The following is a 15947-nucleotide window of genomic DNA, read 5'->3' on the forward strand; positions in this document are numbered from 1 at the left end:
GGTTGATAGGCCAGATGTGGAAGCCCAGTAATGGGCGAAGCTGACTGGTACTAATAGGCCGAGGGCTTGTCCTCAGTTGCTCGCGTCCACTGTGTAGTTCCCAGACAACGAACGGTTGTGCTGGCTGAACAGTTCCACTAATCAATTGAATAGTGTGCTTGTTCGCTGCCCGTTCAAGACCCCGCTTTGTTGTGGGGTGTCTGAAAGGGTTTCGGTGGTCATAGCATGAGGGAAACGCCCGGTTACATTCCGAACCCGGAAGCTAAGCCTTATAGCGCCGATGGTACTGCAGGGGGGACCCTGTGGGAGAGTAGGACGCCGCCGAACAAATCTTGAGGACCTCTGGTCCCAGCGACTCGCTGGGACCAGAGGTCCTTTTTTGTTTTTCCGAAGCGCGCCGGGTACCTGGCTGCGCGAGAATGACTTGCGGTACCGAAGACAGGAGTCACCATGTCCACCAACTCTCCCGATGAGCGACCGGAGCGCGACCAGCGAAGCCGGGACAGTGGTGACCGCGGCGGCTACCGCGGGGGCCCGCGCCGCGACAACGAGCGTCGTGACGACCGCGGTGGGGGGCAGGGCCGGCGCGACGACAGGAGCGGTGGTGACCGCGGTGGCCGCCCGCCGTTCCGGCGTGATGAGCGCCCCAGTGGTCCGCGCCGTGATGACCGCGGAAGTGGAACCGGTAGCGGTAGCGGTAGTAGTAGCGGCCGTGAGGGGGACCGTCCGGCGTTCCGTCGTGATGAGCGTCCCAGTGGTGGGCCGCGTCGTGATGACAACCGTGCTGGTGGCGGTTTCCGTCGTGATGACAATCGTGGCGGCGGGTTCCGGCGTGATGAGCGCCCTGCCAGTGGGCCGCGTCGTGACGACCGCCCTGCCAGTGGGCCCCGTCGTGACGATCGTCCTGTGAGTGGTCCGCGTCGTGATGACGACCGTGGTGGCAGTGGTTTCCGTCGGGATGATCGGCGTGACAGCGGTGACCGTGGTGGCAGTAGCTTCCGTCGGGATGACAGTCGTCGTGATGACAACCGCGGTGGCGGGTTCCGTCGTGACGAGCGTCCCAGCAGTGCACCGCGTCGCGACGACGACCGTGGTGGTGCCCGTCGTGACGACCGCAGGGACGACCGTCCGGCGTTCCGTCGTGACGAGCGTCCCAGCAGTGCACCGCGTCGTGATGACAACCGAGGCGGCGGGTTCCGTCGTGACGAGCGTCCCGCCAGTGGGCCGCGGCGTGACGACCGTCCTGCCAGTGGGCCGCGTCGTGACGACCGCCCTGCCAGTGGGCCCCGTCGTGACGATCGTCCTGTGAGTGGTCCGCGTCGTGATGACGACCGTGGTGGCAGTGGTTTCCGTCGGGATGATCGGCGTGACAGCGGTGACCGTGGTGGCAGTAGCTTCCGTCGGGATGACAGTCGTCGTGATGACAACCGCGGTGGCGGGTTCCGTCGTGACGAGCGTCCCAGCAGTGCACCGCGTCGCGACGACGACCGTGGCGGTGCCCGTCGTGACGACCGCAGGGACGACCGTCCGGCGTTCCGGCGTGATGAGCGTCCCAGCAGTGCACCGCGTCGTGATGACAACCGAGGCGGTGGATTCCGTGGGCGCGATGACCGGGGAGCCGGCCCGCGTCGCGACGACAGGGGCGGTCGCCCCGGTGGCTTCGGAGGCCGTGACGACCGGCGTGGCGACGACCGGCGCGGTGGTGGAAGTTTCCGTGACGACCGTGACCGGGACCGTGAGCCGATCAAGCGGCTGCCGATCCCCGAGGACGTCACAGGTGACGAGATCGACAAGGACGTACGGCAGGAACTGATGAGCCTCCCGAAGGGGCTTGCGGAGGATGTCGCCAAGAACCTGGTGATGGTCGCCCGGCTCATCGACGAGGACCCTGAGGGGGCGTACGGCTATTCGAAGGTCGCCCTGCGTCTGGCGTCGCGGGTCGCCGCCGTACGGGAGGCGGCCGGTTTCGCCGCGTACGCGAGCCAGAAGTACAGCGAGGCGCTTGCCGAGTTCCGGGCCGCTCGCCGTATGACCGGCGGCGTGGACCTCTGGCCTGTCATGGCGGACTGCGAGCGCGGTCTTGGCCGACCCGAGAAGGCGTTGGACATGGCCGGTGCGCCTGAGGTCCAGAAGCTGGACAAGGCCGGACAGGTCGAGATGCGCCTCGTGGCCGCCGGTGCGCGGCGGGACATCGGGCAGATCGATGCCGCCATCGTGACCCTCCAGGGCCCCGAACTCGCCTCCAACTCCGTGCAGTCCTGGACCGCGCGACTGCGTTACGCCTACGCCGACGCACTGCTCGCCGCCGGTCGGGAGGGTGAGGCGCGCGAGTGGTTCGCCAAGGCCATCGAGTCCGACAAGGACGGCAGCACGGACGCCTCCGACCGGCTCGCCGAGCTGGACGGCGTGGAGTTCCTCGACGCGCTCGTCGAGGATGAGGACGAGACGGAAGCGGACGCAGAGACGGAGACGGAGGCTGTGGCGGAGGTGCAGGCGGCGGCCGTGGTCGAGGTCGAGGTCGACGCAGCGCCTGAGGCCGAGGACGAAGTCGAGGTTCCGGACGGCGAGCAGACGTCCGACGAGGACGGCTCCAAGGGCGCGGCCCAAGGCTGACGCCATGCAAGCGACGTAGAACGAGCGCCGTAGAACGAGCGACGTAGAACAGGCAGCGTAGAAGCGGACGGGCGGGACTCCGGAAGGGGTTCCGCCCGTCCGTGCCTGTCAGCTCGCGAGTGTCCGCAGTACCAGGCCCGAAGCCGGTTTCGGGCCGAACGACGTCGACTTGCGGGGCATCGTGACGCCCTGGCGGGCCAGGTCGCGTACGACCTCCTCGCGGACCGGATGCATCAGGACGGCGGTGCCGCCGTCACGTTCGGCCTTGGCGATCGTGGCCGCCGTGTCGTGGATGTACGCGATGTGCTCGGGCGAGTCCTCCGGGATGCCCCAGACGTGTTCGAGGAGCGTGGCGTGCAGGACCGTGGCGTCCAGGGTGCGCCAGGCCTCGGGGTGGTCACCCGGGATCGTACGGGCGAGGAGGTCCGGGGACGGACGGTCGACGAGGTGGAAGGCGCCGTCGCCGGCAAGGAGGAAGGCGTTTCCGTCCGTGGCCGCGGTGGCCAGGGCTTCCATGGCCTTGGGAAGGGCGACGTCGAGGTGGCGTACGCGGAAGGAGTCCGTGAGAGGCGCCAGTGCTTCGGCGACCGGCAGGCGGTGCAGGAGGCGGTGGATCGCTCGGACGCGGAGCGGGTAGCGCGTGGTGTCGACCAGCAGGACCAGGCCGTAGTCCCAGGGGCTGGGGGAGGGGTGCTCCGCGCGTAGACGCAGATACGTCGCCCAGCGGTGGTGGCCGTCGGCGATGAGGGCCTGGTGGTGGCCGAGGTCTGTCCGGATCTCGGCCAGGTCGTCGGGATCGGTGACCGCCCAGAGGCGGTGGCTGGAGCCATCCTCGGTGGTGGTGGACAGGAGGGGCGGGTGCTGGGCGGTGCGTTCGATGACGGCGGCGGTGCCCACCCGGGAACCGTTGCTGCGGTACGTCAGCAGCAGGGGTTCGAGGTTGGCGGATGTGGCGCGCATCAGGGCCGCGCGGTCCGCGACGACATGTGGCATCACGTCCTCGTGGGGGAGGACGACGCCGTCCGACGGCTCCGACAGGCGCAGGGCGCCGATGATGCCGCGTTGCAGCATGGCCCCGTCGCGCTGTTCGTAGACGTACAGGCCCGGCTCGGCATCGGTGGTGAGGACGCCCTCGGACAGCCAGCGGTGCAGGGTTTCGGCCGCCTGCTCGTTGCGCGCGGTGGGGGTGGTGTCCTGCGGGAGGATCAGCCGGACGATGTTGTGCGGGTCGGCGGATTCCAGGTGGAGCAGACCGTCCGGCCGTACGACGACGTCGTACGGCGGCGAGGTCACGGCGGCCAGACTGCCGACCCGGTCGGGGTCGTAGCGCAGGCCCCGGAAGGGGTTCAGATCAAGGCCCATGCGTGCGGGTACGTGCGTGGGACCTGCATAGTTCATTCAGGCATCGTAAGTGTGTCAGTGGCATGCGCGATGATCGGGGCAAAGGGATCGAATGAGGAGCGATGCGGAATGAGCCAGACCGTCAGGACGCGGCCCGAGGGCAGTGCGCAGGCCCTGAGTGAGGCGTACGACACGGCTCTGCTCGATCTGGACGGAGTGGTGTACGCGGGCGGGAACGCCATCGCGCACGCCGTTGAGTCCCTCGGCACGGCCCACTCGGGCGGGATGCGTCTCGCGTACGTCACGAACAACGCGTTGCGTACGCCGGACGCGGTGGCCGAGCACCTCACGGAGCTGGGGATACCGACCGGAGCCTCCGACGTCATCACCTCGGCGCAGGCCGCGGCCCGGCTCATCAGCGAGCAGGTGCCCGCCGGCGCGCGCGTGCTGGTCATCGGCGGGGAGGGGCTGCGGGTCGCGCTGCGCGAGCGCGGGCTCGAACCGGTGGAGTCGGCGGACGACGATCCTGCGGCGGTCGTACAGGGCTTCGGCGGCCCTGATCTGCCCTGGGGGCGCTTCGCGGAGGCGTCCTACGCCATCGCGCGCGGGGTGCCGTGGTTCGCGTCCAACACCGATCTGACGATCCCCAGCGCACGCGGTATCGCCCCGGGGAACGGCGCGGCGGTGGAGGTCGTACGGATCGCCACGGGCGCCGAGCCGCAGGTGGCGGGCAAGCCGCTGCCCCCGATGCACCGGGAGACGATTCTGCGGACCGGCGCCAAGAGGCCGTTGGTCGTCGGTGACCGGCTGGACACGGACATCGAGGGTGCGTTCAACGGGGAGGTGGACTCGCTGCTGGTGCTGACCGGTGTCACGGACGGCGCGCAGCTGCTCGCCGCCCCTCCGCAGCACCGGCCGACGTATGTCGACGCCGATCTGCGTGGTCTGCTCACCGGGCAGCCGGAGGTCGGCGAGGCGGACGGCGGCTTCCGCTGCGGGGGCTGGACGGCCACGGCCGGGAACGAGCGGCTGGAGCTGGAAGGTGACGGCGAGGCCCTCGACGGACTGCGGGCGCTGTGCGCGGCGGCGTGGACGGCGGCCGGGGACGGGACCTGTGAGCTGGACGGGGGGAAGGCGCTGGCGCGGCTGGGGCTCTGAGCGCGGCCAAGCGCGCGGGGCAGGGGGCAGGGTGACAGGGGGAACAGGGCGCGGGGCACAGGGGGCACAGGGCACAGGGGCTCATCTGCGGTGACACGGGATCGAGCCAACATGGGAGGGTAGGCTAACCTAACCGGGTGTTGGTTGACAGTCCTCCCGAAGAGCGCGCGGAGACCGCCCCCGCGCCCCCAACCCGCCGGGCGATACGTACCTTTGGGCTTCTCGCGTCCGTGGCGCTGCTGGTGCTCGTCGCGCTGGCGAGTATCGCGATCGGCGCGAAGGCGCTGCCGCTGGATCAGGTCTGGCACGGCCTGTTCCACGATTCGGGGACGTACGCGGATGTCGTGGTCAGTGACCGGCTCTCGCGTACCGTCCTCGGGCTGCTGGTCGGCGCCGCGTTGGGGCTCGCGGGCGCCGTCCTCCAGGCTCTCACCCGTAACCCGCTGGCCGACCCCGGGCTGCTCGGGATCAACGCGGGCGCGTCCGCCGCGGTCGTCACCGCCATCACGTTCTTCGGCGTCACGAGTCTGAACGGCTACATCTGGTTCGCCTTCTTCGGGGCGGCCGCGGTGGGCGCCCTTGTCTGGTTCCTCGGCGGTAGCCGGGGGGCGACCCCGGTGCGACTCGCGCTCGCGGGTACGGCGATCAGCGCCGCGCTCTACGGCTATCTGCAAGCCGTGATGATCATGGACGACGCCGCGCTCGGCAAGATGCGGTTCTGGACGGTGGGGTCGCTGGCCTCGGCCACCGACACCACTATCAAGCAGGTGCTGCCGTTCCTGGCGGTCGGCACGATCCTCGCGCTGGCCCTCGCCCGCCCGCTGAACGCCGTGACCATGGGCGACGACACCGCCCGCGCGCTCGGCGCCAACCTGAACCGCACCCGCGCCCTGTCCATGGCCGCCGCGACCGTGCTGTGCGGCGCCGCTACCGCCGCCTGCGGGCCGATCGTGTTCGTCGGTCTGATGGTCCCGCACGTCGTCCGCTCCTTCACCGGGCCCGACCTGCGCTGGATCCTGCCGTACGCGACCGTGCTGTCGCCCGTGCTGTTGCTCGGCGCCGATGTCATCGGCCGGATGATCGTGCGGCCCGCTGAGTTGCAGGTCGGCATCGTCACCGCGGTCCTCGGCGGCCCGGTCTTCATCTATCTCGTACGACGGCGGAGGACGGCGCAGCTGTGACGACCACACGCAAACCGACCACACACGATCCGACCACACACGATCCGACCACACACGATCCGAGCACACACGATCCGGCCACACATGATCCGGCCACACACGATCCGGCGACACGCCATCCGGCTCCGCGCCCCCCGGCCCTCCGCGTCCGGGGCACCCGAGCCGTTCGGACGGGCCGCGGGCTGTCGGTCCGGATCGATGTCCGGGCGTTCACCGTCGTCGTGCTGCTGCTGGCCGCCGCGCTCACCGCGAGCGTCGTGCTGATCGGCACCGGCGACTTCCCGATCTCGGCCCCGGACGTCCTCAAGACGCTGTTCGGCGACGGGACCACGATCCAGGAGTACATCGTCAACGACCTGCGGCTGCCGCGGGTCATCGTCGGTCTGCTGGTGGGGGCCTCGCTCGGGCTCGGCGGGGCGATCTTCCAGTCCATCTCCCGCAATCCGCTGGGCAGTCCGGACGTACTCGGCCTCGGACAGGGCTCCACGGCCGGCGCGCTCATCATGATCGTGCTGTTCTCCGGGAGCGCGAACCAGGTCGCCCTCGGGGCGCTCGCCGGCGGACTCGTGACCGGGCTCGCCATCTATCTGCTCGCATGGAAACGAGGAGTGCACGGTTATCGACTGGTCCTGGTCGGTATCGGTGTCTCCGCGATCGTCACGGGGATCAACGGCTATCTGCTCACCAAGGCCGACATCGTCGACGCGGCCCGCGCCGTGGTCTGGATGACCGGCTCGCTCAACGGCCGTGACTGGACCCAGGTATGGCCGCTGCTCGTCATGTGCGTTGTCCTCGTACCTCTGGTCCTCGGCAACGCGCGCGGGCTGCGCATGATGGAGATGGGCGACGACGTCTCGTACGCGCTCGGAGTGCGGGTCGAGCGGACGCGGCTGCTGCTGATGCTCGCCGCCGTGCTGCTCACCGCGGGCGCCACCGCCGCCGCGGGCCCGGTCGGTTTCGTGGCGCTCACCTCGCCGCAGCTCGCCCGGCGGCTGACCCGCTCGCCGGGCCCGAACCTGGTGCCCTCCATGTGTATGGGCGCGGCCCTGCTGATCGTCGCGGACTGGGCCTCGCAGCGGGCCTTCGGCGCCGATCAGCTGCCCGTGGGCGTGGTGACCGGCGTCCTCGGAGGCGTCTACCTGCTGTGGCTCCTGGTCACCGAGCGGAAGGCGGGCCGGATATGAGCGCCGAGCGGAAGACGGGGCGGCCGCGAAAGGGCGCTGAGCGGAAGGCGGCCCAGCCGGAAATAGGCGCCACAGCCAACGAGAAGATCAAGAGGAGCACCAGCACCGTGAACCGCCTGTCCGCCGAGAACGTCACCCTCGCCTACGACCAGCGCGTCATCACGGAGAAGCTGTCGGTGGAGATACCCGACAACTCCTTCACTGTGATCGTCGGCCCGAACGCCTGCGGCAAGTCGACACTGTTGCGTGCCCTTTCCCGGATGCTCAAGCCCTCCCAGGGGCGGGTACTGCTCGACGGGCAGGTCATCCAGTCCATGCCCGCGAAGAAGGTGGCGAGGACGCTGGGGCTGCTGCCGCAGTCCTCGATCGCGCCGGACGGGATCACGGTCGGCGACCTGGTCGGCCGGGGCCGCTACCCGCACCAGGGGCTGCTGCGGCAGTGGTCCACGGAGGACGAGCGGGTCGTCCAGGAGTCGATGGCCTCGACCGGCGTCGCCGAGCTCGCCGATCGCTATGTCGACGAGTTGTCGGGCGGTCAGCGACAGCGCGTCTGGATCGCGATGGCCCTCGCACAGCAGACACCGCTGCTGCTCCTCGACGAGCCCACGACCTACCTCGACATCCAGCACCAGATCGACGTCCTCGACCTGTGCGCCGAACTCCACGAGGAACAGGGCCGCACCCTGGTCGCCGTGCTCCACGACCTCAACCACGCGGCCCGGTACGCCACCCACCTCATCGCGCTGCGCGAGGGCGAGGTCATCGCCGAGGGAGCGCCCGGCGACATCGTCACGGCCGACCTGGTCGAGGAGGTCTTCGGGCTGCGCTGCCAGGTCATCGAGGACCCGGAGACGGGGACGCCGCTGGTGGTGCCGGCGGCGCGCAAGGCACGTACGGCCGCCTCGGCCACGGCATCGGTCTCGGCCACGGCATCGGTCTCGGTTACAGAAGGGTCCTGAGCCGGAACAGATCGCGCAGGCCCGCCTCCAGTTTCACCCGGCCCGAGCCCCAGGCCTTCGCGAAGTTCAGCTCGCCGTTCACCATCGCGACCAGGTCGTCGCCGCTCATCGTGAGCCGGATCTGGGCCTTCTCGGCGGGCGGGCCCTGAAGTGTGTCCAGCACCTCGATCCGACCGCCCCTGAGACGGCCGACGAAGGTGATGTCCAGGTCGGTGATACGGCAGCTCAGTGAGCGGTCCAGGGCCGCCGCCTCGCGTACGTCCCCGTCGGCGCCCGCCATGTTGTCCGCAAGCTTCTCGAGCGCGCTGCGGCACTCCTCGATCGTCGCCATCGTGATCGACGGTACCGCAGCGCTTCGGGGTAGCGTCGGGGCATGAGCGACTCAGTGCCCCAGACCCCGTCTCCGCAGGGCGAGGTCCCGGAGCCGGAGGTTCCGGCCGATGCCGGCCCCGCGTACGACCTTGCCGCCCCGGCCCCGCTGAACGTGCCCCGCACCCCCACCGGCAACGCGGACGTCGACGACCGGCTCGACCGGCTGGCCGACGCCGACCACCTCGCCACCGAGGGACACGTCGAGGTGTACGAGGATGTACACCGGGGGCTGCGCGACGCGCTCACCGCGCTCGACGCCCGCCCGGGACCCCCGGCGCCCCCGACGCCGTACGACCGCAGGAGCTGAACCGAACGTGGCAGGAGTGGCACGCCGCCGCCTCGACGCCGAACTGGTCCGCCGCAAGCTCGCCCGCTCGCGCGAGCACGCCGGACAGCTGATCGCCGCGGGGAGGGTCAGCGTCGGCAAGACCCTCGCGGTCAAGGCCGCCACCCAGGTGGAGACGGCGGCCGCGATCGTGGTGACCCAGGACGACAGCGACCCCGACTACGTCTCGCGCGGCGGACACAAGCTCGCCGGCGCGCTGGAAGCCTTCGTACCGCAGGGGCTCGAGGTCGAGGGACGGCGGGCGCTGGACGCCGGCGCGTCCACCGGCGGCTTCACCGACGTACTGCTGCGCGCGGGAGCCGCCCATGTGCTCGCCGTCGACGTCGGCTACGGTCAACTTGCTTGGTCTCTGCAGAGCGATGAACGCGTCACCGTCAAGGACCGTACGAACGTACGCGAGTTGACGTTGGACGCGATCGATGGGGAGCCCGTGGATCTTGTTGTCGGGGATCTGTCCTTCATCCCGCTCGGCCTGGTGCTGCCCGCCCTCGCGCGGTGCACGGCGCCGGACGCCGATCTGGTGATGATGGTCAAACCACAGTTCGAAGTGGGGAAGGAACGGCTGGGCAGCGGCGGTGTCGTGCGCAGCCCGGAGTTGAGGGCCGAGGCAGTACGCGGTGTGGCCGCGCGTGCCTGGGGGCTGGGGCTCGGAGTGCAGGGGGTCACGGCCAGTCCGTTGCCCGGTCCTTCGGGCAATGTCGAGTACTTTCTGTGGCTGCGTGCCGGGGCACCCGAACTCGACCCGGCCGACGTTGACCGTGCAGTGGCGGAGGGGCCGCGTTGACACAGACCCGAGCTCGTACTGTTTTCCTGCTTGCCCACACCGGGCGGCCCGCTGCGATCCGCAGCGCCGAACTCGTCGTCCAGGGGCTGTTGCGCTCCGGGATCGGCGTACGGGTGCTGGAGGCGGAGGCGGCCGACCTGCCGCTGCCGTCGGCCGTGGAGCTGGTGAAGGAGGCCACACCGCAGTGCCTCGACGGGTGCGAACTGCTGATCGTGCTCGGCGGTGACGGGACGCTGCTGCGCGGCGCCGAGTTCGCCCGGGCGTCCGGGGTGCCGATGCTCGGCGTCAACCTCGGCCGCGTCGGCTTCCTCGCGGAGGCCGAGCGGGACGACCTCGACAAGGTCGTCGACCGGGTGGTGACCAAGGCGTACGAGGTCGAGGAGCGGATGACCGTCGACGTCGTCGTGCACCAGAACGGCGACATCGTGCACACCGACTGGGCGCTGAACGAGGCCGCCGTGCAGAAGGTGTCCGCCGAGAAACTCCTTGAGGTCGTGCTGGAGATCGACGGGCGGCCCGTGACCGGCTTCGGCTGCGACGGGATCGTCTGCGCCACGCCGACCGGCTCCACGGCGTACGCGTTCTCCGCGGGCGGACCCGTGGTGTGGCCGGAGGTCGAGGCACTGCTGATGGTGCCCATCAGTGCGCATGCGCTGTTCGCGAAGCCGCTGGTGACCTCGCCGGACTCGGTGCTCGCGGTGGAGGTGCTGCCGCACATTCCGCCGGGGGTGCTGTGGTGCGACGGGCGGCGGAAGCTGGAGTTGCCGCCGGGGGCGCGGGTGGAGGTCCGCCGGGGGGCTGTGCCGGTGCGGCTGGCCCGGCTGCATCACGCGTCGTTCACGGACCGGCTGGTGGCGAAGTTCGCTCTGCCGGTTTCCGGGTGGCGCGGGGCGCCGCACTAGTCGTACGACTGCTCGGATGGCCTGCACGGCCTGTACTGCTTTTGTACGGTGACCCACTCCCGCGGGTGACAACGGACCCTTTGTGGGTCCTTGTCACCTGCGCCTTCGCACCTGAGGGGTGGGGGCCGTCGCACATCCGGTCCCTGACCTCGTAAGGTCGGGGGCGTGTTGGAGGAGATGCGGATACGGTCGCTCGGAGTCATCGACGACGCGGTGGTCGAGCTGTCGCCAGGCTTCACCGCCGTGACCGGTGAGACCGGTGCGGGCAAGACGATGGTGGTCACCAGCCTCGGGCTGCTGCTGGGTGGGCGTGCCGACCCGGCCCTGGTACGGATCGGCGCCAAGAACGCGGTCGTGGAGGGGCGGATCACCGTGCCCCCGGGCGGGACCGCGGTGCTGCGGGCCGAGGAGGCCGGAGCCGAACTCGACGACGGGGCGCTGCTGATCAGCCGTACCGTTTCCGCCGAGGGGCGCTCGCGGGCTCACCTGGGCGGGCGTTCCGTGCCCGTGGGGGTGCTCGCCGAGCTCGCCGACGAGCTCGTCGCCGTGCACGGCCAGACCGACCAGCAGGGGCTGCTCAAGCTGTCCCGGCAGCGGCAGGCGCTCGACCGGTACGCGGGGGACGCGGTCGCCGTGCCGCTCGCCAAGTACGCCGGTGCCTACCGGCGGCTGCGCGCGATCTCGGCCGAGCTGGAAGCGATCACCACGCGTGCGCGTGAGCGGGCCCAGGAAGCCGACCTGCTGCGCTTCGGACTCGACGAGATCGCGGGGGTCGAGCCGCGGGAGGGCGAGGACGTGGAGCTGGCCGCCGAGGCCGAGCGGCTCGGCCACGCGGAGGCGCTGGCGTCGGCCGCCACGGTCGCGCACGCGGCGCTCGCGGGCAATCCCGAGGACCCGGAGAGCATCGACGCGGCGACACTCGTCGCGGGGGCGCATCGGGCCCTTGAGGCCGTACGGTCGCACGACTCCTCGCTCGGTGCGCTGTCCGGGCGGATCGGGGAGGTCAACATCCTGCTGCGGGATGTGGCCGGGGAACTGGCCGGGTACGCCGACGATCTCGACGCCGATCCGCTGCGGCTCGCGGCGGTCGAGGAGCGCCGGGCCGCACTGACCCAACTCACCCGGAAGTACGGCGAGGACATCAACGCCGTACTCTCCTGGGCCGAACAGGGCGCCGCGCGGCTCCTCGAACTCGACGGCGACGACGACCGGATCGACGAGCTGACCGCCGAGCGGGACACGTTGCGCGCCGAACTGGGCGGACTTGCCCAGGGGTTGACGGAGGCCCGTACGGAGGCCGCCGAGCGGTTCGCCGCCGCCGTGACCGCCGAGCTGGCCTCGCTCGCCATGCCGCACGCGCGCGTGTCGTTCGAGATCCGGCAGACCGACGACCCCGAAGGCGTCGAACTCGGCGGCCGTACGGTCGCGTACGGGCCCGCGGGCGTCGACGAGGTCGAGCTGCTGCTCGCCCCGCATCCGGGCGCGCCGCCCCGGCCCATCGCCAAGGGCGCGTCCGGCGGTGAGCTCTCGCGCGTGATGCTCGCGGTGGAGGTCGTCTTCGCGGGTACGGATCCGGTGCCGACGTATTTGTTCGACGAGGTCGACGCGGGTGTCGGCGGCAAGGCCGCGGTCGAGATCGGGCGGCGGCTCGCCCGCCTCGCGAAGACCGCGCAGGTCGTGGTCGTGACGCATCTCCCGCAGGTCGCCGCGTTCGCCGACCGGCAGTTGCTCGTCGAGAAGACCAACGACGGGTCCGTGACCCGGTCCGGGGTCAAGGTCCTGGAGGGCGAGGACCGTATCCGTGAGCTGTCCCGGATGCTCGCCGGGCAGGAGCACTCGGAGACCGCCCGAGCACATGCGGAGGAGCTCCTGGCCACCGCCCGAGCGGACGGGTAGCCGCCGGCGGGCGGGGGCGTCTCTCCGCGGCTCCGCGGCATGCCCTTGACCGCTCCGCGGCGTTGCCCTGACCCGCTCCGCGGTGTGGCTTTGGCCCGCTCCGCGGTCCGATCTCCGCCGACCCGCGGCGGTTTCCCCGCCGACCCGCCCCTTCGACCGCTCCGCGGCCCCCGTATCCGGACCGCTCCGCGGCCCTCACTCGTGTGAGTGACTCCAATCCCCAAGTTGGCCGGGGGCGTCGTGATCCGGTTCCGGCGGTGGTGTCTGAACGCTCGGGCGGACTGGCATCCTTGGCGTTGTGTGCGGAGCGCGACGTGCGGTACACGCCCGCTGTACGTTTCTCCGCACGATTCTTCTGTACGTTTCTTCGTGACCGTCCGACGCCGAACCAGGAGCCCCGGCCACGTGAGCCACGTGAGCAGCCACTCACCGCACGGCCAGTCGCCGCTGCGCACCGTGCAGGTGCTCGGCGGTGGGAGTGCGCGCAGTAGTGCGCATGTGCGGTCGCTGACCTCGGGTCTCGTCGCCCGGGGCGTGCGGGTCACCGTGTGCGCCCCCACAGATGCGGATCGCGCCTACGGGTTCACCGGCGTGGGCGCGCGGCATGTTCCCGTGCCGCGCAGCAACGACCCCGCCTCGGTGGCGGCGCTGCGGACGGCCTGCGCGGACGCCGATCTGGTGCACGCGCACGGGCTGCACGCCGCGCTGAGGGCGATGTTGGCGCTGAGCGGGCGGCGTGTCCCGCTCGTCGTCACCTGGCACACCCGTCCGCACGCCGAGGGTGCGCGAGCGCATCTGCTGCACATGCTCGAGCGACGGGTCGCCAGGGCGGCCGCGGTCGTTCTCGGCACGTCCTCCGATCTGGTGGACCGGGCCCGCAGCAGGGGCGCTCGTGACGCGCGGCTTGCCGCCGTCGCGTCCCCGGTGCCGCGCGGTGCCGTCGACAGCGGGGACCCCGACCGGCTGCGGCACAAGGCGCGGGCCGAACTGGGCGCCACCGACCGCCCGTTGCTCATGGCCGTCGGTTCCCTCGACCGGCACCGTGGGTACGGCATCCTGCTGGACGCCGCCCGCGCGTGGCGCGACCTCGATCCCCTGCCGCTGCTCGTGATCGCGGGGGAGGGGCCGCTCCGGACGGTGTTGCAGCGCCGAATCGAGGACGAAGGGCTGCCCGTGCGCCTGGTCGGGCGACGCGACGACATCACGGAGCTCCTTGCAGCGGCCGATCTCGCGCTGCTGCCGAGCAGTTGGGAATCCCGGTCCGTGCTGGCGCAGGAGGCTCTCCACGCGCGCGTGCCGCTCGTCACGACCGCCGTCGGCGGCATCCCCGATCTGGTCGGCGACGCCGCTGAACTCGTCCCGTACGGGGATGCGGAGGCGCTCGCCGGGGCCGTCGTACGCCTTCTTCAGGATCCCGCCCGCCGGGAGTTCCTGAAGGAGAAGGGCGTTCTCCAGGCGGCGACCTGGCCGACCGAGGACGAGACGGTTGCCCAGGTGCTCAGTGTCTACGACGAGTTGACCCAGCCGAGACCTCTTGGCTGAGGCGGCTGCCCGGTCAGGACACATGCCGCCGGGCCCGCAGCGCCAGGCTCAACGCCAGTACGCTCTGCGGGTCGTCCAGGTCGGTGCCGAGCAACTCCCCGATCCGGGCGAGGCGGTTGTAGAGCGTCTGGCGGTTGAGGTGCAGCTCGCGGGCCGTCTCCGCCTTGCGGCCCGCGTGGGCGAGGTACGTCTCCAGGGTCGGGAGAAGCGGCGGCTTGGAGCGGTCGTCGTGGTCGCGGAGGGGGCCGATGGCGCGGTCCACGAAGGCCGCCAGGTCCGGGTGGTCGCGCAGCCGCCACAGGAGCAGGTCGATGTCCAGACGGCGGGCGTCGTACCAGGGACGGTCGCTCAGGCCCTGCGCGGCCGTCGCCGTCTCCGCCGCGTGCCGCAGTCCCGCCGAGGCCGCCGCCCAGCCGCCCGCCACGCCGACGACCACCACCGGCGGCTGCGCGCCGGGCCGCTGCATGCCCGCGCGCTCCACACCCGCCCTGAGCGCCGCCGCGACCCGGTCGGCGACAGCCGGGCGTTCGGACTCCGAGCGCAGGCCCAGCAGGAGCGGGACACGGCCCTCGACAGGTCGTACGCCGAGCAGGACGGGCACTCCGACCGAGGCCAGCTCTTCCGCGACCGCGCGGGCCAGGACCGCCCAGCCGCCGCCGGGGGAGAGGCCGTCGGTGAGCCGCATCACGACCGGCAGGAGCGGGCTGTTGCCGGGCTTGAAGCCGAGCACCCGGGCCTGCGCCGGCGCGTCCTGCGCCTCGATACGGCCCTCGGCGAGGTCGGTGAGGAAGTCGCCGCGGCCGCGCGCCGCGAGCTCCTCCTCCTGGCGGGCCTGCATGAGGACGACGGCCAGGATCCCGGCGGCCCGCTCCGCCGCGAGCCGGTGCACCGGGGCGATCGGGGCGCTGACCGGCAGCATGACCAGCCGGGCCCGTACCGAGCCGGTGCCTGGACCGCCCCCGGGCACGTCCACGAGGGTCGTTCCGGCGGGCGGTTCCTCCTTGTGCTGGCCGCGCATCCCCTCCCACACCTGGAGCGGATCGGTGCCCGCGCCGCCCGACCCGGACCCGGCGGCGTACAGGAGCTGTCCCTCCGGCGTTTCCAGGAACACCGGATTGCCGCTGAAGTCCGCGAGGATCCCGAGGACCTGGGGTACGCCGCCCCCGCCGAGCAGCGCCTCGGTGCACCGTCGGTGCACCTCCTCGGCTCGCTGGAGCAAGGCGTAGTGGCCGTTGACGATCTCGGTGTGGATCTCCTCCGTGACGGCCACGAAGGGCACCTCGCGGTGCAGCTGGACGAGCGGGAGACCGGTGGATCGGGCCGTCTCCACGAGGGCCGCGGGCAGCCGGGTGAAGCGCGGGCCGAGCTCCACCACGAGGGCCGCGATGCCGCGCTCGGCCAGTGTGCGGACGAAGGCGCGCTGGTCGGCGGGGCGGGTGCCGAGGCCGTACCCCGTGGTCAGGAGTAGTTCGCCCCCCTTGAGGAGCGAGGCGATGTTCGGGACCTCGCCCGCGTGCACCCAGCGCACGGTGCGCTGCATCCGGTCGGCCCCCGCGAGGATCTCCGGGAGCCCACCGCGCAGCCCGGGCAGCTCCAGCGCCCGCTGCACGGTGATTCCGGCGCCCTGGGTGTCGTAACGGCTGTCCATGGTCCCGGACGCTACCCGCCG

16 protein-coding genes and 1 rRNA gene are annotated in these 15947 nt (G+C 71.3%); 14 read left to right on the forward strand and 3 right to left on the reverse strand.

Annotated elements, in window-relative coordinates; all coding sequences use genetic code 11:
• Positions 1-210: 210 nt before the first annotated feature.
• From rrf to ACIPC1_RS25180, 5 genes are all read left to right on the forward strand, one after another.
• Positions 211-327 (forward strand): 5S ribosomal RNA (gene rrf, locus ACIPC1_RS25160).
• A gap of 142 nt (positions 328-469) precedes the next feature.
• Positions 470-910, forward strand: coding sequence for a hypothetical protein (locus ACIPC1_RS25165; RefSeq protein ID WP_402520612.1), 441 nt, complete (start codon positions 470-472; stop codon positions 908-910).
• Positions 911-1309, forward strand: a complete 399-nt coding sequence (locus ACIPC1_RS25170; RefSeq protein WP_402520614.1) for a hypothetical protein — start codon at positions 911-913, stop codon at positions 1307-1309.
• Positions 1310-1813 carry a hypothetical protein gene (locus ACIPC1_RS25175; protein ID WP_402520616.1) on the forward strand — a complete coding sequence of 168 codons (504 nt, stop codon included), beginning with the start codon at positions 1310-1312 and terminating at the stop codon, positions 1811-1813. It abuts the gene before it with no gap.
• Positions 1813-2613, forward strand: coding sequence for a hypothetical protein (locus ACIPC1_RS25180; RefSeq protein ID WP_402520618.1), 801 nt, complete (start codon positions 1813-1815; stop codon positions 2611-2613). The genes ACIPC1_RS25175 and ACIPC1_RS25180 overlap by 1 nt, the downstream gene beginning before the upstream one ends.
• A gap of 108 nt (positions 2614-2721) precedes the next feature.
• On the opposite strand, the gene ACIPC1_RS25185 is transcribed toward ACIPC1_RS25180, so the two are convergent.
• The gene (locus ACIPC1_RS25185; protein WP_402520620.1) at positions 2722-4011 is read right to left on the reverse strand and encodes a DUF1015 domain-containing protein; all 1290 of its coding nucleotides are present in this window, start codon (positions 4009-4011) and stop codon (positions 2722-2724) included.
• Between the two features lie 72 nt (positions 4012-4083).
• On the opposite strand from ACIPC1_RS25185, the gene ACIPC1_RS25190 reads away from it, so the two are divergent.
• From ACIPC1_RS25190 to ACIPC1_RS25205, 4 genes are all read left to right on the forward strand, one after another.
• Positions 4084-5112 (forward strand): HAD hydrolase-like protein, encoded by a 1029-nt coding sequence (locus ACIPC1_RS25190; RefSeq protein ID WP_402520622.1) that lies wholly within the window; start codon positions 4084-4086, stop codon positions 5110-5112.
• Positions 5113-5249: 137 nt separating this feature from the next.
• Positions 5250-6293, forward strand: coding sequence for a FecCD family ABC transporter permease (locus tag ACIPC1_RS25195; protein WP_402520624.1), 1044 nt, complete (start codon positions 5250-5252; stop codon positions 6291-6293).
• 182 nt (positions 6294-6475) lie between these two features.
• A complete protein-coding gene (locus ACIPC1_RS25200; RefSeq protein ID WP_402521402.1) occupies positions 6476-7477 on the forward strand; it encodes a FecCD family ABC transporter permease in 1002 nt (333 codons plus the stop codon).
• The gene (locus ACIPC1_RS25205; RefSeq protein ID WP_402520626.1) at positions 7474-8436 is read left to right on the forward strand and encodes an ABC transporter ATP-binding protein; all 963 of its coding nucleotides are present in this window, start codon (positions 7474-7476) and stop codon (positions 8434-8436) included. The genes ACIPC1_RS25200 and ACIPC1_RS25205 overlap by 4 nt, the downstream gene beginning before the upstream one ends.
• Here the strand turns inward: ACIPC1_RS25205 and ACIPC1_RS25210 are convergent.
• A complete protein-coding gene (locus tag ACIPC1_RS25210) occupies positions 8420-8767 on the reverse strand; it encodes an SCP2 sterol-binding domain-containing protein (RefSeq protein WP_402520628.1) in 348 nt (115 codons plus the stop codon). The two genes, ACIPC1_RS25205 and ACIPC1_RS25210, sit on opposite strands and share 17 nt — an antisense overlap.
• Positions 8768-8809: 42 nt before the next feature.
• On the opposite strand from ACIPC1_RS25210, the gene ACIPC1_RS25215 reads away from it, so the two are divergent.
• From ACIPC1_RS25215 to ACIPC1_RS25235, 5 genes are all read left to right on the forward strand, one after another.
• On the forward strand, positions 8810-9115 hold the full coding sequence (locus ACIPC1_RS25215) for a hypothetical protein (protein WP_402520630.1): 306 nt from the start codon (positions 8810-8812) through the stop codon (positions 9113-9115).
• A 7-nt stretch (positions 9116-9122) separates the two neighbouring features.
• Positions 9123-9938: a TlyA family RNA methyltransferase gene (locus ACIPC1_RS25220; RefSeq protein WP_402520632.1), complete on the forward strand. Its 816-nt coding sequence runs from the start codon at positions 9123-9125 to the stop codon at positions 9936-9938.
• On the forward strand, positions 9935-10840 hold the full coding sequence (locus tag ACIPC1_RS25225) for an NAD kinase (protein ID WP_384383174.1): 906 nt from the start codon (positions 9935-9937) through the stop codon (positions 10838-10840). The genes ACIPC1_RS25220 and ACIPC1_RS25225 overlap by 4 nt, the downstream gene beginning before the upstream one ends.
• 165 nt (positions 10841-11005) lie before the next feature.
• A complete protein-coding gene (recN, locus tag ACIPC1_RS25230; protein ID WP_402520634.1) occupies positions 11006-12736 on the forward strand; it encodes a DNA repair protein RecN in 1731 nt (576 codons plus the stop codon).
• A 405-nt stretch (positions 12737-13141) separates the two neighbouring features.
• Positions 13142-14278: a glycosyltransferase family 4 protein gene (locus ACIPC1_RS25235; RefSeq protein WP_402520636.1), complete on the forward strand. Its 1137-nt coding sequence runs from the start codon at positions 13142-13144 to the stop codon at positions 14276-14278.
• Positions 14279-14291: 13 nt separating this feature from the next.
• Here the strand turns inward: ACIPC1_RS25235 and ACIPC1_RS25240 are convergent, their stop codons facing one another.
• Positions 14292-15926, reverse strand: coding sequence for a PucR family transcriptional regulator (locus ACIPC1_RS25240; protein ID WP_402520638.1), 1635 nt, complete (start codon positions 15924-15926; stop codon positions 14292-14294).
• Positions 15927-15947: the final 21 nt, after the last annotated feature.

This window comes from Streptomyces sp. NPDC087263 (assembly GCF_044744645.1).
In the GTDB taxonomy this organism is placed as follows: Bacteria; Actinomycetota; Actinomycetes; order Streptomycetales; family Streptomycetaceae; genus Streptomyces.

Bases quoted from the DNA above. Each gene is read 5' to 3' on its own strand.
- ACIPC1_RS25190 (WP_402520622.1), top strand. From the start codon at position 4,084: ATGAGCCAGACCGTCAGGACGCGGCCCGAGGGCAGTGCGCAGGCCCTG.
- ACIPC1_RS25210 (WP_402520628.1), bottom strand. From the start codon at position 8,767: ATGGCGACGATCGAGGAGTGCCGCAGCGCGCTCGAGAAGCTTGCGGAC.
- ACIPC1_RS25240 (WP_402520638.1), bottom strand. From the start codon at position 15,926: ATGGACAGCCGTTACGACACCCAGGGCGCCGGAATCACCGTGCAGCGG.
- ACIPC1_RS25165 (WP_402520612.1), top strand. From the start codon at position 470: ATGAGCGACCGGAGCGCGACCAGCGAAGCCGGGACAGTGGTGACCGCG.
- ACIPC1_RS25205 (WP_402520626.1), top strand. From the start codon at position 7,474: ATGAGCGCCGAGCGGAAGACGGGGCGGCCGCGAAAGGGCGCTGAGCGG.
- ACIPC1_RS25180 (WP_402520618.1), top strand. From the start codon at position 1,813: ATGAGCCTCCCGAAGGGGCTTGCGGAGGATGTCGCCAAGAACCTGGTG.
- ACIPC1_RS25215 (WP_402520630.1), top strand. From the start codon at position 8,810: ATGAGCGACTCAGTGCCCCAGACCCCGTCTCCGCAGGGCGAGGTCCCG.
- ACIPC1_RS25185 (WP_402520620.1), bottom strand. From the start codon at position 4,011: ATGAACTATGCAGGTCCCACGCACGTACCCGCACGCATGGGCCTTGAT.